Source organism: Brevundimonas lutea, assembly GCF_003704105.1.
Lineage (GTDB): Bacteria > Pseudomonadota > Alphaproteobacteria > Caulobacterales > Caulobacteraceae > Brevundimonas > Brevundimonas lutea.
On sequence record NZ_QUOQ01000004.1, the window covers coordinates 151,263 to 171,201 of the forward strand.

Annotated in this window: 17 protein-coding genes and 1 tRNA gene; 6 read left to right on the forward strand and 12 right to left on the reverse strand. The window is 68.4% G+C overall.

The features are described from left to right. Positions 1 to 14 precede the first annotated feature (14 nt). Positions 15 to 1,457, reverse strand: coding sequence for a GumC family protein (locus tag EES48_RS08030; RefSeq protein WP_122465880.1), 1,443 nt, complete (start codon positions 1,455 to 1,457; stop codon positions 15 to 17). Positions 1,458 to 1,588: 131 nt separating this feature from the next. Between EES48_RS08030 and EES48_RS08035 the strand changes: the two genes are divergently transcribed. After that, a complete protein-coding gene (locus EES48_RS08035; RefSeq protein WP_240623277.1) occupies positions 1,589 to 2,338 on the forward strand; it encodes a polysaccharide biosynthesis/export family protein in 750 nt (249 codons plus the stop codon). A 13-nt stretch (positions 2,339 to 2,351) separates the two neighbouring features. Here EES48_RS08035 and EES48_RS08040 read toward each other — a convergent pair whose 3' ends face one another. After that, complete coding sequence (locus EES48_RS08040; RefSeq protein WP_240623278.1) at positions 2,352 to 3,983, reverse strand: M28 family peptidase; 1,632 nt, start codon at positions 3,981 to 3,983, stop codon at positions 2,352 to 2,354. A 131-nt stretch (positions 3,984 to 4,114) separates the two neighbouring features. Between EES48_RS08040 and plsY the strand changes: the two genes are divergently transcribed. Together plsY and dprA are read left to right on the forward strand one after the other, a co-directional pair. Then, on the forward strand, positions 4,115 to 4,753 hold the full coding sequence (gene plsY / locus EES48_RS08045; RefSeq protein WP_240623279.1) for a glycerol-3-phosphate 1-O-acyltransferase PlsY: 639 nt from the start codon (positions 4,115 to 4,117) through the stop codon (positions 4,751 to 4,753). After that, positions 4,753 to 5,832, forward strand: a complete 1,080-nt coding sequence (gene dprA / locus EES48_RS08050) for a DNA-processing protein DprA (protein ID WP_122465882.1) — start codon at positions 4,753 to 4,755, stop codon at positions 5,830 to 5,832. Before plsY ends, dprA begins: the two co-directional genes overlap by 1 nt. Before the next feature lie 4 nt (positions 5,833 to 5,836). On the opposite strand, the gene EES48_RS08055 is transcribed toward dprA, so the two are convergent. Beyond that, complete coding sequence (locus EES48_RS08055) at positions 5,837 to 6,025, reverse strand: hypothetical protein (RefSeq protein ID WP_162998082.1); 189 nt, start codon at positions 6,023 to 6,025, stop codon at positions 5,837 to 5,839. A 231-nt stretch (positions 6,026 to 6,256) separates the two neighbouring features. Between EES48_RS08055 and EES48_RS08060 the strand changes: the two genes are divergently transcribed. Beyond that, positions 6,257 to 6,568 (forward strand): hypothetical protein, encoded by a 312-nt coding sequence (locus EES48_RS08060; protein WP_240623280.1) that lies wholly within the window; start codon positions 6,257 to 6,259, stop codon positions 6,566 to 6,568. A 10-nt stretch (positions 6,569 to 6,578) separates the two neighbouring features. Next, positions 6,579 to 9,893 (forward strand): carbamoyl-phosphate synthase large subunit, encoded by a 3,315-nt coding sequence (carB, locus tag EES48_RS08065; protein ID WP_122465884.1) that lies wholly within the window; start codon positions 6,579 to 6,581, stop codon positions 9,891 to 9,893. Here the strand turns inward: carB and mnmH are convergent. The 9 genes from mnmH to EES48_RS08105 all read right to left on the reverse strand — a co-directional run bounded on the left by mnmH (position 9,847) and on the right by EES48_RS08105 (position 17,528). Continuing rightward, positions 9,847 to 10,905 (reverse strand): tRNA 2-selenouridine(34) synthase MnmH, encoded by a 1,059-nt coding sequence (gene mnmH / locus EES48_RS08070; RefSeq protein WP_122465885.1) that lies wholly within the window; start codon positions 10,903 to 10,905, stop codon positions 9,847 to 9,849. The two genes, carB and mnmH, sit on opposite strands and share 47 nt — an antisense overlap. Beyond that, complete coding sequence (gene selD / locus EES48_RS08075) at positions 10,902 to 11,942, reverse strand: selenide, water dikinase SelD (protein ID WP_122466211.1); 1,041 nt, start codon at positions 11,940 to 11,942, stop codon at positions 10,902 to 10,904. Before selD ends, mnmH begins: the two co-directional genes overlap by 4 nt. A 58-nt stretch (positions 11,943 to 12,000) precedes the next feature. After that, a tRNA-Ser gene (locus EES48_RS08080) sits at positions 12,001 to 12,090 on the reverse strand. A gap of 67 nt (positions 12,091 to 12,157) precedes the next feature. Further along, positions 12,158 to 13,108, reverse strand: coding sequence for an NUDIX hydrolase (locus EES48_RS08085; RefSeq protein WP_122465886.1), 951 nt, complete (start codon positions 13,106 to 13,108; stop codon positions 12,158 to 12,160). Further along, positions 13,105 to 13,698: a YfbR-like 5'-deoxynucleotidase gene (locus tag EES48_RS08090; RefSeq protein ID WP_122465887.1), complete on the reverse strand. Its 594-nt coding sequence runs from the start codon at positions 13,696 to 13,698 to the stop codon at positions 13,105 to 13,107. The genes EES48_RS08085 and EES48_RS08090 overlap by 4 nt, the downstream gene beginning before the upstream one ends. A gap of 155 nt (positions 13,699 to 13,853) precedes the next feature. Beyond that, positions 13,854 to 14,681 (reverse strand): methyltransferase type 11, encoded by an 828-nt coding sequence (locus EES48_RS08095; RefSeq protein WP_122465888.1) that lies wholly within the window; start codon positions 14,679 to 14,681, stop codon positions 13,854 to 13,856. A gap of 114 nt (positions 14,682 to 14,795) precedes the next feature. After that, complete coding sequence (locus tag EES48_RS08100; RefSeq protein ID WP_122465889.1) at positions 14,796 to 15,458, reverse strand: glutathione S-transferase; 663 nt, start codon at positions 15,456 to 15,458, stop codon at positions 14,796 to 14,798. 40 nt (positions 15,459 to 15,498) lie between these two features. After that, the gene (locus EES48_RS14840; RefSeq protein WP_162998084.1) at positions 15,499 to 15,645 is read right to left on the reverse strand and encodes a hypothetical protein; all 147 of its coding nucleotides are present in this window, start codon (positions 15,643 to 15,645) and stop codon (positions 15,499 to 15,501) included. Positions 15,646 to 15,689: 44 nt separating this feature from the next. After that, positions 15,690 to 17,528: a family 43 glycosylhydrolase gene (locus EES48_RS08105; protein WP_122465890.1), complete on the reverse strand. Its 1,839-nt coding sequence runs from the start codon at positions 17,526 to 17,528 to the stop codon at positions 15,690 to 15,692. Positions 17,529 to 17,680: 152 nt separating this feature from the next. On the opposite strand from EES48_RS08105, the gene katG reads away from it, so the two are divergent. Further along, positions 17,681 to 19,924, forward strand: coding sequence for a catalase/peroxidase HPI (gene katG, locus EES48_RS08110; protein WP_122465891.1), 2,244 nt, complete (start codon positions 17,681 to 17,683; stop codon positions 19,922 to 19,924). The last annotated feature ends 15 nt before the right edge of the window (positions 19,925 to 19,939 follow it).

Here is a 19,939-nt window from a genome sequence, read left to right on the forward strand (position 1 = left end):
AGCGCGAAGCGTCCTCAGCGCGCCTTCATCGGCGCCACGGCAAGAACCGGCATCTGCAGCGTCCGCGCGGCAGACCCTGGCGTGGACAGGCCGGGCCTGAGGAAGATGCGCAGCAGGCCGACGCACAGGGCGGTGAAGCCAGCAAACAGGAAGGCCAGCACCAGGATCGGCGCCTTCAGGCTGGCGCCGCGCGCGGGCGGCGTGGCGCGCTCGACGACCCGCACGTTGTCCACGCCGTTCTGCGCCAGCTCGTTGGCGGCGCGGCTCTGAGCCTCACGCAGGGTGAAATCGCGGATCGAGGTGGTCAGCACCTCGCGATTTCCCGACAGGGTGGCGTTGCGACTCTCCAGTTCGATCAGGCGCTGCTGACGCGTGCGCAGATCGTTCAGCTGGGACATCAGCATGGCGCGCTTGCCGATCAGGGAGTCGCGCTCGGCCTCGGCCTGGATGCGCTCGGTGTTCAGTTCGACCCACATGGGATTGGGGCCGGTGCGGATTTCCTTGGGCCCCACGGCCGTGCCGGTGCCGACGAAGTCCTGGAGCTGGGCGATGCGGGCGTCGATGTCGCGCACCGGCTGGGCGTCCTCGCGATAGCGCGACAGCAGGTCCTCCCGCTGGGTGCGCAGCTGCAGGATCTGGTCCTGGGCCGAGATGTTCAGGTCCTGTTGCAGGGCGATCTCGGCCGGCACCGCGCCCAGTTGGCGGCGCAGGGACTGCAGCCGCTGCTCGGCCTGACTCAACGCCGCATCATTGGTCAGGCGCTCGGCGAAAGTGGTCTGGTAGCTGTCCGACAGCGCGTCGCGCGCGGCGGCGAAATCACCGATGTCGTTGGTTTCGAGGAAGGCCTCATAGGCGTCGTCGGCGTCGGCCAGACGGTCCTCGAAGCGCTGGCGCTGACCCTCCAGCGCCGGGGTCATGGTGTCGCTGAACACCTCGCGACGATAGATAAGGTACTGATCGATCATGGCGTTCAGGATGCGCGCGGCGTGATCGGGGCTGTCACCTTGATAGCTCAGTTGCACGATCCCGCTTTCGGGTGTCAGGCCGACGTTCAGGCCCGCGCCCAGAACCCGCACTGCAGCGGCCTCGGCGGAACCGCCGGTAGTGACCGATCCGTCACCGAGCACCGTATCGGCGCCAACCGCCCGCACCACACGGCGCTTCAGTTCTTCGGAATTCAGGATGGCGGCCTCGGACTGGGCCACCTCGCCGACCTGAGGCGTGGTGCCTCGCGCCGCGTCCCCAACCGAAGGGTTGTAAACGTAGTCCTGGCCGATCGAGACCAGCAGGCTTGCGGTCGCCGTATAGGTGCGCGGCATGGTGAAGGCGAAGGCGGCGCCGATCGCGAAGATCGCCAGGAACACCAGCACCATCACCCACAGCTCGCGCCACAGCAGGGCGATGATGTCGCCGAGGCCATAGCGGGGCCGGGCCGAGACGGTGGCGGTGGTTCGCATGCGCGGGCGGAATCCGATCGACGAAGGCGTCGCGACCCCAGCCTTCGCCCCTCCGCGTTAACCCCCGGTTACCCATGATCGCCCAGGGTGCGGATCGGAATAGTTTTTTTCGCTCCCTCGGAGACCCGTCCGTGGCCTCGACGCCTCGTCAACTCGACCGCCGCGCGCTGCTGGCCATCCTCGGTGGCGGCCTGGCGGCCGGCGCCTGCTCCAGCGGGCCTTCGGCCACGGAATATGGGGGCCTGCGCCCGCAGCCCATGGGGCCGGGTGAATTCCCGAATGTCGAGTTCGCCAGCTGGACGGACGCAGAGCCTGATTATCTGCTCTATCCGGGTGATGTGCTCGATATCCAGACACCCACGGCGCCGGAGCTGAACCGCGCGCCGACCATCGCGCCGGACGGGCGAATCACCCTGCCGCTGGTGGGTCAGGTCATGGCGGCGGATCGGTCGATTCCGGAACTGAAGACCGAGCTGGAGGGCCGCTACGCCAGCCAACTGGTCCGGCCCATCGTCGAGATTGCGGTGACCACGGCCCAGCCGCTCAAGGTCTGGGTCGACGGCGAGGTTCGCACTCCCGGCGTCTATGACATGCCCGGCGACATCGACGCCTATCAGGCCATCGTTCTGGCCGGCGGCTTCCTGCCCAGCGCCCGGCAGGATCAGGTCGCCCTGATCCGGCGCGGACCCGGCGGCACGCGGATGCTGCGCGCCGTCGACCTGAGGCCCCGGCGCGGCGAGATCCTGGCACTGCGCCGCTCCGACATCCTGTTCGTACCGCGCACCACCCTGGCCGAGGTGTCGCTCTTCTTCAGCCAGATTCGCGACGCCCTGCCGATCGGCTTCAACTACTCAATCAACGGCCAGTACCAGCAGTTCTGACCGTCCCCGCGCGTTACTGACGTGCGGCGTCGCTCTCGGCACGACGGCTAGCGAATTCCGAATCGGCCTTCCATTCCGGCCAACGATCACTATCCGCCAGGTCGGCGACCAGGCGATGCATCAGCGTCAGGGTTTCGACCGCCGCGCCCCAGGTCCAGTCGGGGGACCATTCATCCGACGGCTGGTGATAGATGGTGCGGAACAGCGCATCATAGGCGGGCTTGCCCACCTCGCGCCCGACCTCGTCCAGCTCGACGCCATGCCAGGGCATCAGGGCCGGAACGCCGGCGTTGGCGAAGGGAAAGTGGTCCGAACGGAAGTAGAAGCCCTGCTGCGGCTGGCCGTCGTCGGTGACGGTGCGACCCTCGGCGGTGGCGAGGACCTGAAGCTCGTCCTCCAGCGTATTCTGGCCCAGGCCGAAAATCGGCAGGTCGCGGGTCGTACCGCCGATCGGCAGCATGTCGATATTCACGTTCGCGACCGTGGTTTCCAGAGGATAGACCGGATTGGCCGCGTAGAACTCGGAACCCAGCAGCCCCTGCTCCTCGGCCGTGACGTGCAGGAAAACAACGGATCGCTCGAACGGCCAGGCAGCCTTCAGCGAACGTGCCAGTTCGACCACGCCGACCGTGCCCGAGGCGTTGTCCCAGGCGCCATTGAAGATCAGATCGGCGTGGGCGTCGGCGGCTTGGCCCTCGGCGGGCTCCCGCGTCCCCACGTGGTCCCAGTGGGCCGAGACCACGATGGTCTCGGCAGCCTGGTCGGTCCCCGACAGCCGGGCGATAAAATTGTGGGTCTCGACCCGCTCGGCGGTCTCACTGGCCTGCACCGACAGGGTGACGCCCTCCAGCGGCACGGCGACGAACGCCTCGCTCTCGGCCCGATCGGTCAGCTGGCTCAACGACTGACCGGCGGCGGCGAACAGGCGACCGGCGGCGTCGCGGTTCATCGACAGGGAGACGCCTTCGGCTTCGCCGGCGATGGTCGTGCGCGGACGAGCGACGCCGGCTCCGCGCCGCCAGCGCTGGTCGACGGCGTCGAAGCCCGAAACCGTCAGCATGGCCACCGCGCCGCGCCGGCGGAGCTCGTCCATCTTGGTGTCGGCTCGTCCGTACAGGGTAGGAAACTCGCCCCGGAACCGTTCGTCGTCCGGCTCTCCGCCCAGCACCACCGCGATCTTGCCGGTCAGATCGACATCGCCGAAGTCGTCCCAGTTTCGCTCCGGCGCGTTGACGCCGTAGCCGACGAAGACCAGCGGCGCGCCGGCAATCGAAGCGGACCCTGCGTCACCCCGCGTACGAGCCGTGACGTCCACGCCCGCCTCAAGCGCCCCGCCCGCACCGCCGGGCCCCGTCCACGACACGGTCGCTGGCTCGGTCGGGGTGAACCGCAACAGAGTGACGGGCTGCAGCCAGCCGCCGTCCGGGCCGCCCGGCTCCAGGCCGATCGCCTCATACTGGGCCTGCAGCCAGGCCAGGGTCTTGTCCTCGCCTTCCGATCCCGGCCAGCGGCCCTGGAACTCGTCGGCCGAGATGGTGCGGACGCCGTCAGACAGCCGCTGTTCCGAGAAATCCTGAGCAAAGGCGCCCCCGGCCAACAGGGCCGACAGAGCGGCGGTCGCGAGAACGCGGGACATCAGGCGCATGGAATTCCTCCGTTTCGGGGGTCTTCCTTGCCCGGAAAGAACCGACGGGTGCATTAATTCTGAGTCAGGTTCGCCCTTGCCCCGCCGCCGCCGCCGACGCATCGTCCGGCCGAGTTGCGGGGGAGTTCGCGTTGCAGGATCTGGCGGCGATTATCGTCATGGTCATGATCGGGGTGGTGACGGTCAGCTATCTGATCGGCTCCATCCCCTTTGGTGTGGTCATCACACGGGCGGCGGGCGCCGGAGACGTGCGCGCCATAGGCTCGGGCAATATCGGCGCGACCAATGTGCTGAGGACTGGGCGGCGTGACCTGGCCATCGCCACCCTGGTGCTGGACGCCGGCAAGGGGGCCTTCTGCTTCCTGATGGCCAAGGCCATCCTTGGCGGCGACCTGATCCCGGCTCTGGCGGGCGGCGCGGCCTTCCTGGGGCACCTGTTCCCGGTGTGGCTGAAGTTCAAGGGCGGCAAGGGCGTGGCGACCTTCTTCGGCCTGGTGCTGGCGGCGGCTTGGCCGCTGGGCCTGATCGCTGCCGTGATCTGGCTGGTTATGGCGGCGGTGTTCCGGTTCTCCTCCCTTGCATCCTTGACCGCCGCGACCGTTACGCCGGTGATCGCTCTGCTGCCTTTGGGAATGCTGGGCCTGCCCGCCCCTTGGGCCCTGGTGGGGATGCTGACCTTTTGCGGCGTCCTGATCTGGATCCGGCACGCAGAAAACATCGGCCGCCTGCTCAAGGGAACGGAGTCGCGCCTCGGTCAGAAGGCCGGCTGATGGACGGGCGGGAGCGACTGGCCCGCCTGACCCTGGCCCGGGCCGACCGCGTCGGCCCCGTCGCCTTTCGCCAACTGATCGGCCGCTTCGGAAGCGGCGTCGCGGCGCTGGACGCCCTGCCCCAACTGGCCCGGCGGGGCGGAGCCGCGGCCTACGCCCTGCCCGACCCACGCCGGGTCGAGGCCGAGCTGGCCGCCGGGGAGCGGCTGGGCGCCCGGCTGCTGTTTCATGGCGAGTCCGACTGGCCGCCGCTGCTGGCCGCCGTCGATCCGCCCCCGCCCCTGCTGTGGGTGCGAGGATCGGTGGAAATCCTGTCGCGGCCCTCCCTCGCCATCGTCGGCGCCCGGGTCGCCTCGGCCGCCGGCCAGAGGATCGCGCGCGGACTGGCCCAGCAGCTAGGGCAGGCAGGCCATGTGGTGGTCTCGGGTCTAGCCCGAGGCATTGACGGCGCGGCGCATCAGGGCGCGCTGGCCACCGGAACCGTGGCGGTTCTGGCCGGTGGCGTTGACGACATCTACCCGCCGGAGCACGCCGACCTATACGCCCGCATCCTCGAACAGGGGGCGGTGGTGTCCGAAAGCCCGGTCGGCGCCCGCGCCACGGCCAAGGACTTCCCCCGCCGCAACCGCATCATCTCCGGCCTGTCGCGCGGCGTCATTGTGGTCGAGGCCGAGATGCGCTCCGGCTCCCTAATCACCGCGCGTCTCGCCGCCGAACAGGGTCGCGACGTCTTCGCCGTGCCTGGCTCGCCGCTAGACCCCCGGGCGCGGGGCTGCAACGACCTGATCCGCAACGGCGCCATCCTGTGTGAGGGGGTGGATGACGTGACTCGCGCCTTCGAGACCCTGCGCTCTCTGTCCGAGCCGCCCCCAACCGCCGACTGGCCCATAGACGCTGGCGACATCGCCCCGGATGTCATTGAGCGGATCGCCGCCCTGCTGTCGCCCACCCCGGTGTCACGCGACGAACTGGCGCGCGCGGCGGGCGTACCTGCAGGTCAGTTGGCCGCCGCGCTTCTGGAACTGTCGCTGGCCGGCCGGGCTGACCTGCTTCCCGGCGATCAGGTCTGCTCCGCCTGATCTTTCAGCGCGATCGTTCCGCCAGTCCCGCCGCCTGATCCAGAGCGCGCGACAAGTCCTCGTCCCCATCCCATTCAGCCATGCGCGCCAGCTCTCGGGACATGGCGGCGATATATTCGCGGACAGGGTAGTCGGACGAAACGCGACGGCGGGTCTTTGCGGCTTCGGGCGAAGCGGGCTGGAGGGTCGGCATCTCTCTGGGCTCCTGGAATCGCTGCATCATCTTAGGTGTATATCCGTTCATATAGCAAGCTATGGTTGTTTCGCGGTCTTCTCGCTGACCAGCTCCTTGCTCGCTATCCGACTTCGGCATTGCCCTGGGCCGACAGGCTCTTTAGACGGGCCGCTTAGCCGACAACCCCACCCGCCCCCGTCCCGCCGTCCGGCGCGGATGAGCGCGCGTCCGCGAGCAGGAGTCTCCGACATGTCCGACGTTCCGAGCCATGACGAACGCGACGCCATGATCCGCGCCGCCCTTGCCGAGCATGGGGATTCGGGCGTCACCCCGCGCCACACCCTGTTCTACTTCATGGGCGACGGCGACCACGACGATCTGAACGAGGTCGCGCGGCGCGCCGGCTACATCACGCGCGGATCGGACGACTCGACCGTGCTGGAGACCACCATGGCGGTGGACGAAGCCTCTTTCGCGCCGGTGTCTTCGATGATGCAATCCTGGGCCGCGGCCTTCCAGCTGGACTACGACGGCTGGGAATGCGCGGTCGTGACCAACTGAGGAGGCTGAGATGCCCAAACGTACGGACATCCAGTCGATCCTGATCATCGGCGCCGGGCCGATCGTCATAGGCCAGGCCTGCGAGTTCGACTATTCCGGCGTCCAGGCTTGCAAGGCGCTGAAGGCCGAGGGCTATCGCGTCATCCTGGTCAATTCCAATCCGGCCACGATCATGACCGATCCGGAACTGGCCGACGCCACCTATATCGAACCGATCACGCCCGAGTTCGTCGAGCGCATCATCGCCAAGGAAAAGCCGGACGCCCTGCTCCCCACCATGGGCGGCCAGACGGCGCTGAACACCGCCCTGGCGCTGGACGCGTCGGGGGCGTTGAAGCGGCACGGAGTTGAGATGATCGGGGCGCGCGCCGAGGTCATCGACAAGGCCGAGGACCGCCAGAAATTCCGCGACGCGATGGACAAGCTGGGCCTGGAATCGCCCCGCAGCCGGGCGGTGCATCACATCGACGAGGCCGACGACGCCCTGGCCTTCGTCGGCCTGCCGGCCATCGTCCGCCCCAGCTTCACCCTGGCCGGCACCGGCGGCGGCATCGCCTACAATGTCGAGGAGTTCCGCGAGATCGTCGAGCGCGGCCTGGACCTGTCGCCGACCACCGAGGTGCTGATCGAGGAATCGGTGCTGGGCTGGAAGGAGTTCGAGATGGAGGTGGTCCGCGACAAGGCGGACAACTGCATCATCATCTGCTCGATCGAGAACATCGACCCTATGGGGGTCCATACCGGCGACTCGATCACCGTCGCCCCCGCCCTGACGCTGACCGACAAGGAATATCAGCGGATGCGGACCGGCTCGATCAATGTGCTGCGCGAGATCGGGGTCGAGACCGGCGGATCGAACGTGCAGTGGGCCATCAATCCGGCCGACGGGCGCATGGTGGTGATCGAGATGAACCCGCGCGTGTCGCGGTCCTCGGCCCTGGCCTCCAAGGCCACCGGCTTTCCCATCGCCAAGGTCGCGGCGCGTCTGGCGGTCGGCTACACCCTGGACGAACTGACCAACGACATCACCCAGGTGACGCCGGCCTCGTTCGAGCCGTCGATCGACTATGTGGTCACCAAGATCCCCCGCTTCGCCTTCGAGAAATATCCGGGGTCGGAGCCGCACCTGACCACCTCGATGAAGTCGGTCGGCGAGGTGATGGCCATCGGCCGGACCTTCCAGGAATCCATGCAGAAGGCCCTGCGCGGGCTGGAGACGGGCCTGTCGGGCTTTGACGAGATCGAGATCGACGGAACGGTGCAGCAGGGGTCCGGCGACGCCGAGGACGACGCCTCGGCCCGCGCCGCCGTCATCCGCGCCCTGGGACTGCCGACGCCGGACCGGATCCGCGTCATCGCCCAGGCCTTTCGCCATGGGCTGACGGTCGAGGAGGTCGCCGCGGCCTGCGCCTACGAGCCCTGGTTCCTGCGCCAGATCGCCGACATCGTGCGCACCGAAGGCCATATCCGTGTCGCGGGTCTGCCCGCCGAAGCGGCCGAGTTCCGCCGCCTGAAGGCCAAGGGCTTTTCGGACGCCCGGCTGGGGCAGCTGACCGGCGCGACCGAGGCCGAGGTCCGCAAGGCCCGCCGGTCGCTCGACGTCCGCCCGGTGTTCAAGCGGATCGACACCTGCGCCGCCGAGTTCGCCTCGGCCACCGCCTATATGTATTCGACCTATGAGACCGGCGCCCTGGGTCAGGTCCCGCAGTGCGAATCCCAGCCGACGGACAAGAAGAAAGCCATCATCCTGGGCGGCGGCCCGAACCGCATCGGCCAGGGGATCGAGTTCGACTATTGCTGCTGTCACGCGGCTTTCGCCTTCGCCGACATCGGGGTGGAGTCGATCATGGTCAACTGCAACCCGGAGACCGTCTCCACCGACTACGACACGTCGGATCGGCTCTATTTCGAGCCGCTGACGGCCGAGGACGTGCTGGAGCTGATCGAGGTCGAGCGGTCGAAGGGCGAGCTGATCGGCTGCGTCGTGCAGTTCGGCGGCCAGACCCCGCTGAAGCTGGCTCACGCGCTGGACGAGGACGGCGTGCCGATTCTGGGAACGAGCCTGGACTCCATCGACCTGGCCGAGGACCGCGAGCGGTTCCAGGTCATGCTGAACGACATCGGCCTGATGCAGCCGCCGAACGGCCTGGCCCGCAGCGCCCAGGAAGCCGCCGACAAGGCCGACGAGGTCGGCTATCCGGTCGTGCTGCGCCCCTCCTACGTCCTGGGCGGCCGCGGCATGATGATCGTCCACGATCGCGAACAGCTGGACCGCTATGTCGGCGAGGCCATGCGGGTCTCGGGCGACGACCCCGTGCTGATCGACCACTATCTGAACCGCGCCACCGAGGTGGACGTCGACGCCCTGTGCGACGACGACACCGTTTTCGTTGCCGGCGTGCTGGAGCATATCGAGGAAGCCGGAGTGCATTCGGGCGACAGCGCCTGCTCCATGCCGCCGCACTCGCTGTCGGCCGAGGTCATCGCCGAGCTGAAGCGCCAGACCGCCGAGATGGCCCGGGCGCTGAAGGTGCGCGGCCTGATGAACGTCCAGTTCGCCATCGAGGAGCCGCACGGCGAGAGCCCGCGCATCTTCGTGCTGGAGGTCAATCCACGCGCCAGCCGCACCGTGCCCTTCGTGGCCAAGACCATCGGCGCGCCCGTGGCCGCCATCGCCGCCAAGGTGATGGCCGGCGAGCCCCTGGCGTCGTTCGGCCTGGTCGACCGCGCCCTGGACCACGTCGCGGTCAAGGAAGCCGTCTTTCCCTTCGCCCGCTTCGCCAATGTGGACACGGTGCTGGGGCCGGAAATGCGCTCGACCGGCGAGGTCATGGGCCTGGACTGGCGCCGCGACGACGAGGCCGATCTGACCCCCGCCTTCGCCCGCGCCTTCGCCAAGAGCCAGATCGGCGGCGGCACCACCCTGCCGACCCAAGGCTGCGCCTTCATCTCGGTCAAGGACGACGACAAGCCGTTCATTCTCGAGGCCGCCCGCGCCCTGGTCGACCAAGGCTTCAGCCTGATCGCCACCGGCGGCACCCACGCCTACCTGGTTGAACAGGGTCTGGAGGCGCGGCTGGTCAAGAAGGTGCTGGAGGGACGCCCCCACATCGTCGACGCCATGAAGAACGGCGAGGTCCAGCTGGTCTTCAACACCACCGAGGGCAAACAGTCGCTGTCGGACAGCTTCTCGATCCGCCGCACCGCCCTGATGATGAAAATCCCCTACTACACCACCACCCCCGCCGCCCTGGCCACCGCCCAGGCCATCGCGGCGATCAAGGCCGGGGAGTTGGATGTGAGGCCGGTGCAGGGGTACGTCTGACGTCGTTTACGACCGCGGTTTCGACGGCTGAAAGGTCGTGAGCGGACAGCCGCGCGTTCGGAGTGCGGCCTGAGCGCGCATGCGCCGGATCGTAATGCTGCTCGATCAGCGCCTTCACCAAAGGTCTCAGGTCACCGGCGGCAGCCAGGGCGCGCCATTCGGCGATGGTCGCCTTGGCGTGGTGACGCGGCAGGCGGGTCAGGGCCTGATCGAGCGCATCGGGATCGGCGCCGATCTCGGCGTAGTCGGTCAGGATATGGTCGATCCGGGCGTCCAGCGGCGCCGTGACCTCGATCACCGGCGCGGCCTGCATGGCTTCCCACAGGCGCGGCGGCAGCACGCGGGCGCCGACCTTCCTGGACTCGGCCTCGACCGCCGTGGGGCGCTTGGGGTCGAGCCGGGCGAGGACGGCGTGAAGCCGGCTTTCGAATAGCTTCTGCGGCGGCTGGCCGCCCGGCATGGCGCCGAACAGCGAGCCGCGATGGTTGGCGAGACCCTCCAGATCCAGCGTCTGCACGCCGCGCTCGGCCAGCCGCGCGAGCAGCGCCGTCTTGCCGACGCCCGTGCGGCCGTCGATCAGCACCAGCCGATGCCCCAGCGGGACGTCGTACAGCGCCGCCACCACCGACCGGCGCCAGGTCCGATAGCCGCCGTCCAGCACCGTCACCGGCCAGCCGACCTGGTCCAGAATCGTGGCCATGGCGTGCGAACGCTGGCCGCCGCGCCAGCAGTGGATCAAAGGCTGAAAATGCGCCGGCCGGTCGGCGAGCGCGTCCTCCAGATGCCGGGCAATGTTCGCCGCCACCAGCGCCGCGCCGCGCCGACGGGCCCGGAACTTGGACCCCTGCACATACTCCGTGCCGACCTCGGCGCGTTCGACGTCGTCGAGCACCGGCAGGTTGATCGCGCCGGGCAGGTGGTCCTCGGCGAATTCCGACGGGCTGCGGACGTCGATGATGGCGTCATGGGCTGCCAGCGCCTGGGGCGAGACCTCGGCCGTGACGCGGATCACACCAGGCTGACGCCGGGCGCGCCCTCCCCCACCCGGCCGACCACGGCCGCCTGGGCAAAGCCGCCGGAGCGGGCGATGGCCAAGGCCTCGGCCACGGCGTCCGGCGCCACGGCGACCAGCAGACCGCCGGAGGTCTGAGGATCGGTCAACAGGTCCAGCCGCCCGGACGGCAGGGCGCCCGAGCCCGTGACACCCTCGCCATAGCTGGCCCAGTTGCGGCCGGACGCGCCCGTGACCACGCCCTGGGCCAGCAGGGCCTCGACGCCCGGCAGGACCGGGGCCGCGCCGGCGTCGATCTCGATCGTCGCGCCGGCGCCGCGCGCCATTTCCAGCGCATGGCCAAGCAGGCCGAACCCGGTCACGTCGGTGATGGCGTGGACGCCGGCCAGCGGCGCCAGATCCGGGCCGATGCGGTTCAGCCGCGTGGTCGTGTCGATCAGCGCGGCATAGCCGGCCTCGTCCAGCCGCCCCTGTTTGAAGGCGGCGCTCAGCACGCCGACGCCCAGAGGCTTGGTCAGGATGAGCGCGTCGCCCGGCCTCGCCCCGCGATTGGTCATGACCTTGGCCGGATCGACCAGGCCCAACGCCACCAGTCCATAGATCGGCTCCACGCTGTCGATCGAGTGGCCCCCGGCCACCGGCACGCCCGCCTCGGCGCAAATCTCGGCCCCGCCCGCCAGGATCGCCCCGATCGTTTCGGGCGACAGCACCTTGATCGGCATGCCGACGATGGCCAGGGCCAGGATCGGCCGGCCGCCCATGGCGTAGACGTCGGACAGGGCGTTGGTCGCCGCGATCCGGCCGAAGTCGCGCGGGTCGTCCACCACCGGCATGAAGAAGTCCGTGGTCGCGACCAAGGCCTGACGGTCGTTCAGCCGCCACACCGCCGCGTCGTCGGACGTCTCGGTCCCGACCAGCAGATCGGCGAAGGGCCCGGCCTGGGGCATGGCCCTGAGGATATCGCTGAGCGCCCCCGGAGCGATCTTGCACCCGCAACCGCCGCCGTGGGCCAGCGACGTCAAACGGGGTTCGGTCATCAGGATGTCCTCGTCCAGCGGATCGCGTGATGTCGGAGGTCGATCGGCGAACGGCCGGTGGCGGAGAGGGTGGGATTCGAACCCACGGTAGGCTTCCACCTACGCCGCATTTCGAGTGCGGTACTTTCGACCACTCAGCCACCTCTCCGCGGCGCCGAACATCTCAGGGTCGAGCGAGGCGCCTAACTAGCGATGCCGACCGCTCCCCGCAAGCCCTATCGCGCGGCCGGAAGGGACAGACCCGGCGCGTGCCCCACGGCGTCCGCGCCGGTCTGCCGGAACAGCTCCGCCGGGCGGCCCCGGGTGGCGTTCGACAGGGTCCCGGTGGGCTCGACCATGCCCGCGCGCTCCACCCCGCGACGGAAATTCTGTTTGTGCAGCTTGAGCCCCGCGACGGCCTCGGCGGCGCGCTGCAGCTCCGACAGGGTGAAGCGATCACCCATCAGGTCGAACAGCACCGGCCGATACTTGAGCTTGGCCCGCAGCCGGCCCAGGCCGGTGGCCAGAATGCGACGGTGATCCGAGGCCAGCGCCAGCCCCGGCAGAGGCTCGGCCGCGGAGCGACCGTGGTCGCGCGCCGCCTCGGGAACGAGGCCGGCCTCGTAAAGCAGCTCATAGCGATCCAGCACCCGCTCCTCGTTCCAGCGCAGGCCGGACAGGGCGAACAGGGCGTCAACCCGGGCTCGGGCCGTCGTATTCCCCCCGGCCCAGGCGCGCAGAGCCGGCGCGATGCGATCGTCGATCAGAGAGGGACGGCCCTTGCGCCAATCCTCCCACGGAAAACAGTCGATCAACCGGGTCCAGCGGGCATCCGGGCGTTCCGGCGCCTCCGCCCGCCGCGCCAGGGCCAGGTAGCCGATCGAAACCACCCGGCGCGCGCCGGCCCCCATTTCGGCCCGCGGAAGATCGCGACCCGCATCTCCGAAGGTGTAGAGCTGTTCGACATACCCTAGCGGCAAGCCGGTCTGGGCCTCTACGAAATCGCGTAGCGCCAGCTCGAAGGTTCGATGCGCGGACGGATCGAACGGTCCGAACGGCAGGGCCGGCGCCTCGCCGCCCTCGCCGTGAATGAGCAGGGCCGCCGCCTCGCCCTCCTTCAGCGCCATGACCACGGCCGACAGGCCGATCAGCACGCCGTCCTGAGCGAGGTGCGGCGCGGTGGTCATTCAGTGTGCCAGGCGTCGGCGGCGGGACTGAGGCCGGTGGCCTCGCTGAGCACGCGGAAGCGGTCGAGATAGGCCTTCTGGGCCGCCGAGGGCGACTGGGGCTCGATCACCAGGTCATAATCGGCGGGCGGCCGACCGAACAGCTTGAGAGACTCCGTTCGGCCAAACCCCGCCAGCTGGGTCGCCTCGAAATAGGCGCAGGCGCGGTCGGCCTTCTTGATCAGGGCCTTGATGGCGCTCGGCGTCTTGGGCGGCAGGCCGAAGCGGACGTGAATGGCGTCCTCCAGCCGGCTTTCGAAGCTCTTGTAGTTGACCCCGAGCGCCGATTTGAACGGGGAGATCATGTCGCCGATCACATACTCCGAGGCGTCGTGCAGCAGGGCAGCCAGCCGCCACCTTGGCTCCAGCCCGGGCTTCATGTGGGCCGCGATCTCCTCAACCACCACACTGTGCTGGGCGACGGAAAAGGCGTGATCGCCGACTGTCTGGCCGTTCCAGCGGGCCACGCGGGCCAGCCCGTGGGCGATGTCCTCGATCTCGACATCGAAGGGTGATGGGTCGAGCAGGTCGAGACGGCGGCCGGACAGCATGCGCTGCCAGGCGCGCGGCTTGTCGGCGGCGGTAGTGCGGATACGAGCGGGGCGGGCGCCGTCGGGCAAGGGTGGAGGTCCGGGATCGCGATCGGGCGGCCGGTGGTGACGCATCCGGCTCATCGGATCAAGCGAAGCGGAGGCCTGCTTCCGGATCAATCCCCGACATTCAGCCGGACCAGGTCGCGGGCGGCGTCGAACAGGCCGTCCTCGTTGCGTCCCTTGGACTTGACCGTGGCCACCACGATCGGGCCGCCAGAGGGACCGCGCGCCTCGTATCCGACCACACGCCAAAGGCCGCGCGCCTCGCCCGAACCATCGGTCAGGATGAAGTTGGCGCGGACGCTCTTGCCGGGCGCACGGGTGCGAACCACCGTGGCGTCTCCGTGGGCCCGAATGTCGAGCGCCTCGTCCTCCGTGGTGATCGAAACCTGCTCCGAGGCGTCATCGGCGTTGATCTGCAGCCCGCCGATGCGGACGATGGCCTTGTTTCCCGACGCGTCGATCGACATGCCCGGCAGACGCACCACCGCGTCGTCGCCCTTGGCCTGGATATCCACGCCCGGCATGCGGACCTCGGCGTGCTCGACCCCGTCCACGGTCTCGCTACGGACATCGACCGTGGCGTCGGCCGCCTGTTCCATGGGGGCGGAGGCCAGTCGCGCCTCGGCAGCGGGAAGCTCGGACGACAGGCGCGTTTCGAAGGCCTTGAGAGCCTCGGTGGCGTCGGCGCCGTCGAGGGCCACCAGATGCAGGGTGACTTCGGACCCTCGCGGACCGGCGTAGTCGCAGCTGAGGCCGTCGGCAGCCGGTCCGCCCTTGCGGGTCAGCGGGCCCTGGGTCTGCGGGCATTGCAGAGTGGTCACGACCTTCAGCGGCCCGCCGTCATCGGTGATGCTGACGGTGCTCACGCGCGAGCCCTCGCCGTCGCAGGCGGCGGTCATCAGAGCGGTGGCCGAGGCCATGAGCAGGAAGAGACGCATTCTCGCGGCTCCTGTTGAAACCGGTCCCATTGTCGGGGTTCGAGGCGGATCAGCCTAGTGAAATCGCGGTAAGCCCAATTGCCGGCGCCGTCATGAACCGATGTTCACCGGCAGTCAGGCATAGGCGTAGGGGCCGCCCCGGGCGAGAGCCGCCCGATAGGCCGGCCGCGCATGGATGCGGTCGAGGAAGGCGCGGATCCTGGGGCGCTCGCCCGCGCCGGCGCGGGCGGTGGCCGCCTCCAGCGGGAAGCTCATCATGATGTCGGCGGCCGAGAAGGCCTCACCCGCGAACCAGTCCGACTTGCCGAGTTCGGCCTCCCAATAGGCGATGTGGGTCTCGAGCTGCGGATCGACGAAGCCGGACTGCGCCTTGGCGGCGATCGTCTTCACCAGCGGTCTGACCAGGCCGGGCGCGCCGCTGGGCAGACGGCTGAACACAAGCTTGAGCAACAACGGGGTCATGGCCGAGCCTTCAGAGTAATGGAGCCAGTAGGTGAAGCGCCGAGCCGCCTCAGTGCCCGCCGGTGGCCGAAGCTGACCCTTGTCGTAGGTCTCCAACAGCCATTCAACGATGGCGCCCGTTTCCGCGACGCGGATGTCGCCCACCTCGACAACGGGCGACTTCCCCAGAGGATGGATGGCCTTCAGCGCGGGCGGGGCGAGATAGGTCTGAGGATCGCGCTCATAGCGCACGACCTCATAGTCGAGGCCGAGTTCCTCCAGCAGCCACAGGACGCGCTGGGAGCGGGAGTCGGCGAGATGGTGGACGTGGATCATGCGTCTTCATCGCACGAAACGGGCGGTCTCAAAGCCTCGATCAGCGACGACGCGGATGGCTGCGTCGTTTCTTGAGCAGGTTGAAGACCATACCGGCGAGGGCCAGCTTGCCGGCATTGCGGCCGGCGATCCGGCGGCCGCCGCGGCTGAGCAGCATGGGGGCGAGCATCATCAGGAGCTTGTTCATGCGGGAGAAATCCGCACCGAAGGCCACGGTTCCCGGCCGCGACTTCAGGTCGCCGGAGCGGCGCGGGTCTCGCTGAGCTCCGAGACCCCGCTGGGCGAGAACGCCTCCACCGCGAAGACATAGTCGACGCCCGCATTCAGGGCCCGAATCTCCAGTTCGGCCGCGACGGCGCGCGGTTCGTCGGCATAGAGCTGATAGGTGTGGGTCAGGCGGTCGGGGGTCAGGCCCCAGCGGACATTATAGCCCAACGCGCCCCCAACCGGCCGGAAGCGAACCGTGGCGTTTAACTGGTCAGCGCTGCGCTCGACGCCGAGCAGAGCGGGAGCAGCCGGCGCCGGTCCCTCGGCGGTTCCGAACACCCGCAGGTCCGCGATGGCCAGGTTGGCGCCGGGGCTCTCGATGTGTTCGTAGCGGAGGAAACGGGCCGGAACCGGCGTCGCGCCCTCGACATAGGCGTTGGGCCGGTCGCGATCGCTGTCGGACAGGTCGGCGAAGGCGGTCCAGCTCTCCCCGTCCTCGGACCAGGACAGGCGGAAACGGGTGCGGATGTCCGGGCTCTCACGATAGACCCCGCTCTCGTGGTCCGCATAGTTGACCTGGACGGCGTGGACAGTCTTTGCGGAGCCTAGGTCGATGGTTAGGGTCTGACCCTCCGCGTTCTCAGCCGCCAACCAGTAGGTGCGGGGATTTTCGTCCACCGCGTGTTCTGGGCCATGCTCAGGCTGAGCCGATGAGGCCTCGGCCGGAGCCCGATAGGACAGCGGAAACCAGCCGGTGAACAGGCGCTCGGGATCCTCGACCGGCCCATCCGGCATCACCTGCGGATAGTCGCCGAAGCGGCTGGTGAACCACATCTGGCCGTCGGCCTCGAAGCGCCCCGGGAACATCGCGATGCGCCTCTCGAACGTCCAGTTGTGGCCCAGCCAGGGCGTGCCGGTGTTCCACCAGTTGCCGTGCTTGTCCTGGAAGGTCGAGCCGTGCCCGGCGCCCTCGACGAAGCCGCCGGGCTTGTAGCTGATCGGATTCCACGGCGCGTACTCGAATGGCCCCAGCGGACTGTCGCCGACATAGGCCCCGTTGGCGTAGGCGTTGTACTCGGTGCCGGGTGCGCCGTACTGCAGGTAGTACCGCCCCCCGTGCTTGGTCATCCAGGCCCCCTCCATATAGGGCCGGATGGGCGTGCCGTCGGGCAGGCCGCCTGAGTGATCCTCGCCGAACCGCTCCCAGCCGTGGCGGTCGGGGTGCAGCACGTGCAGGGCGATCGGCTCGCTGAGGAACCGCATCGGCGGGTCCGGATCGACCTCTGCGGCGTACAGCGGATAGTGGTTCGACGAGCCCCAGTAGAGGTACCAGCGGCCGTCATCGTCGATGAACAGATCGGGATCCCAGGGGCCGGGCGGCAGCTTGCCCTCGGGCAGGCCGCCCTCGCCGTAGGAGCCCTCCTCGTTGCGGCTGACCGCGCCGGGGACCGGCGGCAGGATGCGGGTGTGCCAGTCCCAATGGCCCGTCTCGGGGTGCTCCGACACCAGCACCGGCCGAGGCTCGAAGGCCGACTGCATCAGATAAAGCCGCTCCCCGTCCGAGCGCGCGGCCGGCGCGACATTGGACTCGAACGGCCATTTGTTCGGGCTGACATAGGACCAGTCCAGCAGGTCCTCGCTGGTCCAGTAGCCGTCGGCCAGGGTCTGGAACAGGAAATAGCGGTCGCGGTGCAGCACGATCACAGGGTCGGCCCCGGTGCGATAGCTGATGCCTCGATGGGTCTGTTCGAAATTGTATTTGTAGTCGACGTCGACCGGATTGGCCCAGGTTCTCGGGCGGATTTCCTGAGCCATTGTCGGTGAGGTCAGGGCGAGAACGGCGAGGACCAGGGAAGCGCGCATGGCGTGGTCCTAGCACAGGATGCCGATCCCCACCGCGACCAGGCCGGTTATAAATTTCATTGTGGTCGGTAAGAAGACTTATCGATTGTTCTTGTCGAACAGGTCGGCCTAGGTTGCGCCCATCACTCATCCCCTCGAGAAGGACAGAGGTCATGGACGGAAACGCTGGCGGCAGCCCTCTTTCGGACCCCAAGAAGGAAAAGAGCGCGCTGCGCTCGCTCCTGGGACGCACAAACCGCGACTGGTGGCCCAACCATCTGGCGGTCGACATCCTGCATCAGCAGGGCCGGACCGGCGATCCAATGGGCGACGACTTCGACTATGCCGAGGCCTTCAAGAAGCTCGACTACGAGGCGGTCAAGCGTGACCTGCACGCCCTGATGACCGACAGCCAGTCGTGGTGGCCGGCTGACTATGGCCACTACGGCCCCTTCTTCATCCGCATGGCCTGGCACTCGGCCGGCACCTACCGGACCGGCGATGGTCGCGGCGGCGCGGGCGCAGGCCAGCAGCGGTTCGCGCCGCTGAACTCCTGGCCGGACAACGGCAATCTGGACAAGGCGCGCCGCCTGCTGTGGCCGATCAAGCAGAAGTACGGTGCCAACCTCTCGTGGGCCGACCTGTTCATCCTGGCCGGCAATGTGGCGATCGAATCCATGGGCGGCCCGGTGTTCGGCTTCGGCGGCGGTCGCGCCGACGTCTGGGAGCCCGAGAAGGACGTCTATTGGGGCACCGAAGAAAACTGGGTCGGCGACGAGGGCAACGAAACCCGTATCCAGCCCGACAAGGAGATGGCGCTGGAGGAGCCGCTCGCGGCCATCCAGATGGGCCTGATCTACGTCAATCCGGAAGGCCCCGGCGGGCGGCCCGAGGCGCTGGAATCGGCCCGCGATATCCGTGAGACCTTCGCCCGGATGGGCATGAATGACGAGGAGACGGCGGCCCTGACCGTGGGCGGCCACACCTTCGGCAAGGCCCACGGCGCCGGCGACGCCTCCAAGGTCGGCATCAGCCCCGAGGGTGGCGACATCGCCCAGCAGGGCCTGGGCTGGGTCTCGGGCCACGAAAGCGGCATGGGCGACCATACGATCACCTCGGGGATCGAGGGCGCATGGACTCCCACGCCCATCACCTGGGACATGACCTATTTCGACATGCTGCTGGACCACGAGTACGAGCTGGTCCGCTCGCCCGCCGGGGCGAAGCAATGGCAGCCGGTCGGCAATCCGCCGGAGACGCTGGCGCCGGCCGCGCATACACCCGGCAAGCGCGTTCCCACCATGATGACCACCGCCGACATGGCGATGAAGGTCGATCCCAAGTATCGGGAAATCATGGAGAAATTCCGGGCCGACCCGGCCTATTTCGGCGACGCCTTCGCCCGCGCCTGGTTCAAGCTGTGCCACCGCGACATGGGACCGAAGATCCGCTACCTCGGCCCGGAAGTGCCTAAGGAAGACCTGATCTGGCAGGACCCGATCCCGGCCCATACCGGTCCCAAACTGTCCGACGTCGACGTGAAGACGCTGAAGGCTGCGATCGCGGGCTCCGGGCTGTCGGTGGCCGACCTGGTCCGCACCGCCTGGGCCTCCGCGGCGACCTATCGCGGCTCGGATCACCGCGGTGGCGCCAACGGCGCGCGCATCCGCCTGGCTCCTCAGAAGGACTGGGACGTCAATGAGCCAGCCAAGCTGTCGAGGGTTTTGGCCGTCTATGAGGGCATCAAGTCGTCCTCGGGTCTGAACGTCTCGATCGCGGATCTGATCGTGCTCGGCGGCTCGGTCGGGATCGAACAGGCGGCAAAGGCGGCGGGTCACGAGATCACCGTGCCCTTCACCCCCGGCCGTACCGACGCAACGCAGGAACAGACCGACGTTGAAGGCTTCGCGGTGCTGGAGCCCAAGGCCGATGGTTTCCGCAACTATCTTCAGGTCCGGTTCAACGTGCCGACCGAGGAATTGCTGGTCGATCGGTCGCAGTTGCTGGGCCTGACCGCTCCTCAGATGACGGTGCTGGTCGGCGGACTGCGCGTGCTGGGCGTCAACCACGGCGCCTCCGAGAACGGCGTCCTGACCGACCGTCCGGGCCAGCTGACCAACGACTTCTTCGTCAATCTTCTGGACATGAAGACGGCGTGGAAGCAGGTCGATGACCACTCCGACGAAACCTTCGTCGGCTCGGACCGCGAGACCCTCGAGAAGCGCTGGACGGCGACGCGCACCGACCTGGTGTTCGGCTCCAACTCGCAATTGCGGGCGCTCGCCGAAGTCTATGCCTCCGCCGACGCTGGCGAGCGGTTCGTGCGCGACTTCGTCAAGGCCTGGGTCCAGGTCATGGAGAACGACCGCTACGATCTGCCCAAGCCCGCGCTCAGGGCTCAGCGCTCCGAGGGCTGATCGCTTGAGGCCCCG

Bases quoted from the DNA above. Each gene is read 5' to 3' on its own strand.
- EES48_RS08030 (WP_122465880.1), bottom strand. From the start codon at position 1,457: ATGCGAACCACCGCCACCGTCTCGGCCCGGCCCCGCTATGGCCTCGGC.
- EES48_RS08040 (WP_240623278.1), bottom strand. From the start codon at position 3,983: ATGCGCCTGATGTCCCGCGTTCTCGCGACCGCCGCTCTGTCGGCCCTG.
- dprA (WP_122465882.1), top strand. From the start codon at position 4,753: ATGGACGGGCGGGAGCGACTGGCCCGCCTGACCCTGGCCCGGGCCGAC.
- EES48_RS08055 (WP_162998082.1), bottom strand. From the start codon at position 6,025: ATGCCGACCCTCCAGCCCGCTTCGCCCGAAGCCGCAAAGACCCGCCGT.
- EES48_RS08060 (WP_240623280.1), top strand. From the start codon at position 6,257: ATGTCCGACGTTCCGAGCCATGACGAACGCGACGCCATGATCCGCGCC.
- carB (WP_122465884.1), top strand. From the start codon at position 6,579: ATGCCCAAACGTACGGACATCCAGTCGATCCTGATCATCGGCGCCGGG.
- selD (WP_122466211.1), bottom strand. From the start codon at position 11,942: ATGACCGAACCCCGTTTGACGTCGCTGGCCCACGGCGGCGGTTGCGGG.
- EES48_RS08085 (WP_122465886.1), bottom strand. From the start codon at position 13,108: ATGACCACCGCGCCGCACCTCGCTCAGGACGGCGTGCTGATCGGCCTG.
- EES48_RS08090 (WP_122465887.1), bottom strand. From the start codon at position 13,698: ATGCTGTCCGGCCGCCGTCTCGACCTGCTCGACCCATCACCCTTCGAT.
- EES48_RS08095 (WP_122465888.1), bottom strand. From the start codon at position 14,681: ATGCGTCTCTTCCTGCTCATGGCCTCGGCCACCGCTCTGATGACCGCC.
- EES48_RS08100 (WP_122465889.1), bottom strand. From the start codon at position 15,458: ATGATCCACGTCCACCATCTCGCCGACTCCCGCTCCCAGCGCGTCCTG.
- EES48_RS14840 (WP_162998084.1), bottom strand. From the start codon at position 15,645: ATGAACAAGCTCCTGATGATGCTCGCCCCCATGCTGCTCAGCCGCGGC.
- EES48_RS08105 (WP_122465890.1), bottom strand. From the start codon at position 17,528: ATGCGCGCTTCCCTGGTCCTCGCCGTTCTCGCCCTGACCTCACCGACA.
- katG (WP_122465891.1), top strand. From the start codon at position 17,681: ATGGACGGAAACGCTGGCGGCAGCCCTCTTTCGGACCCCAAGAAGGAA.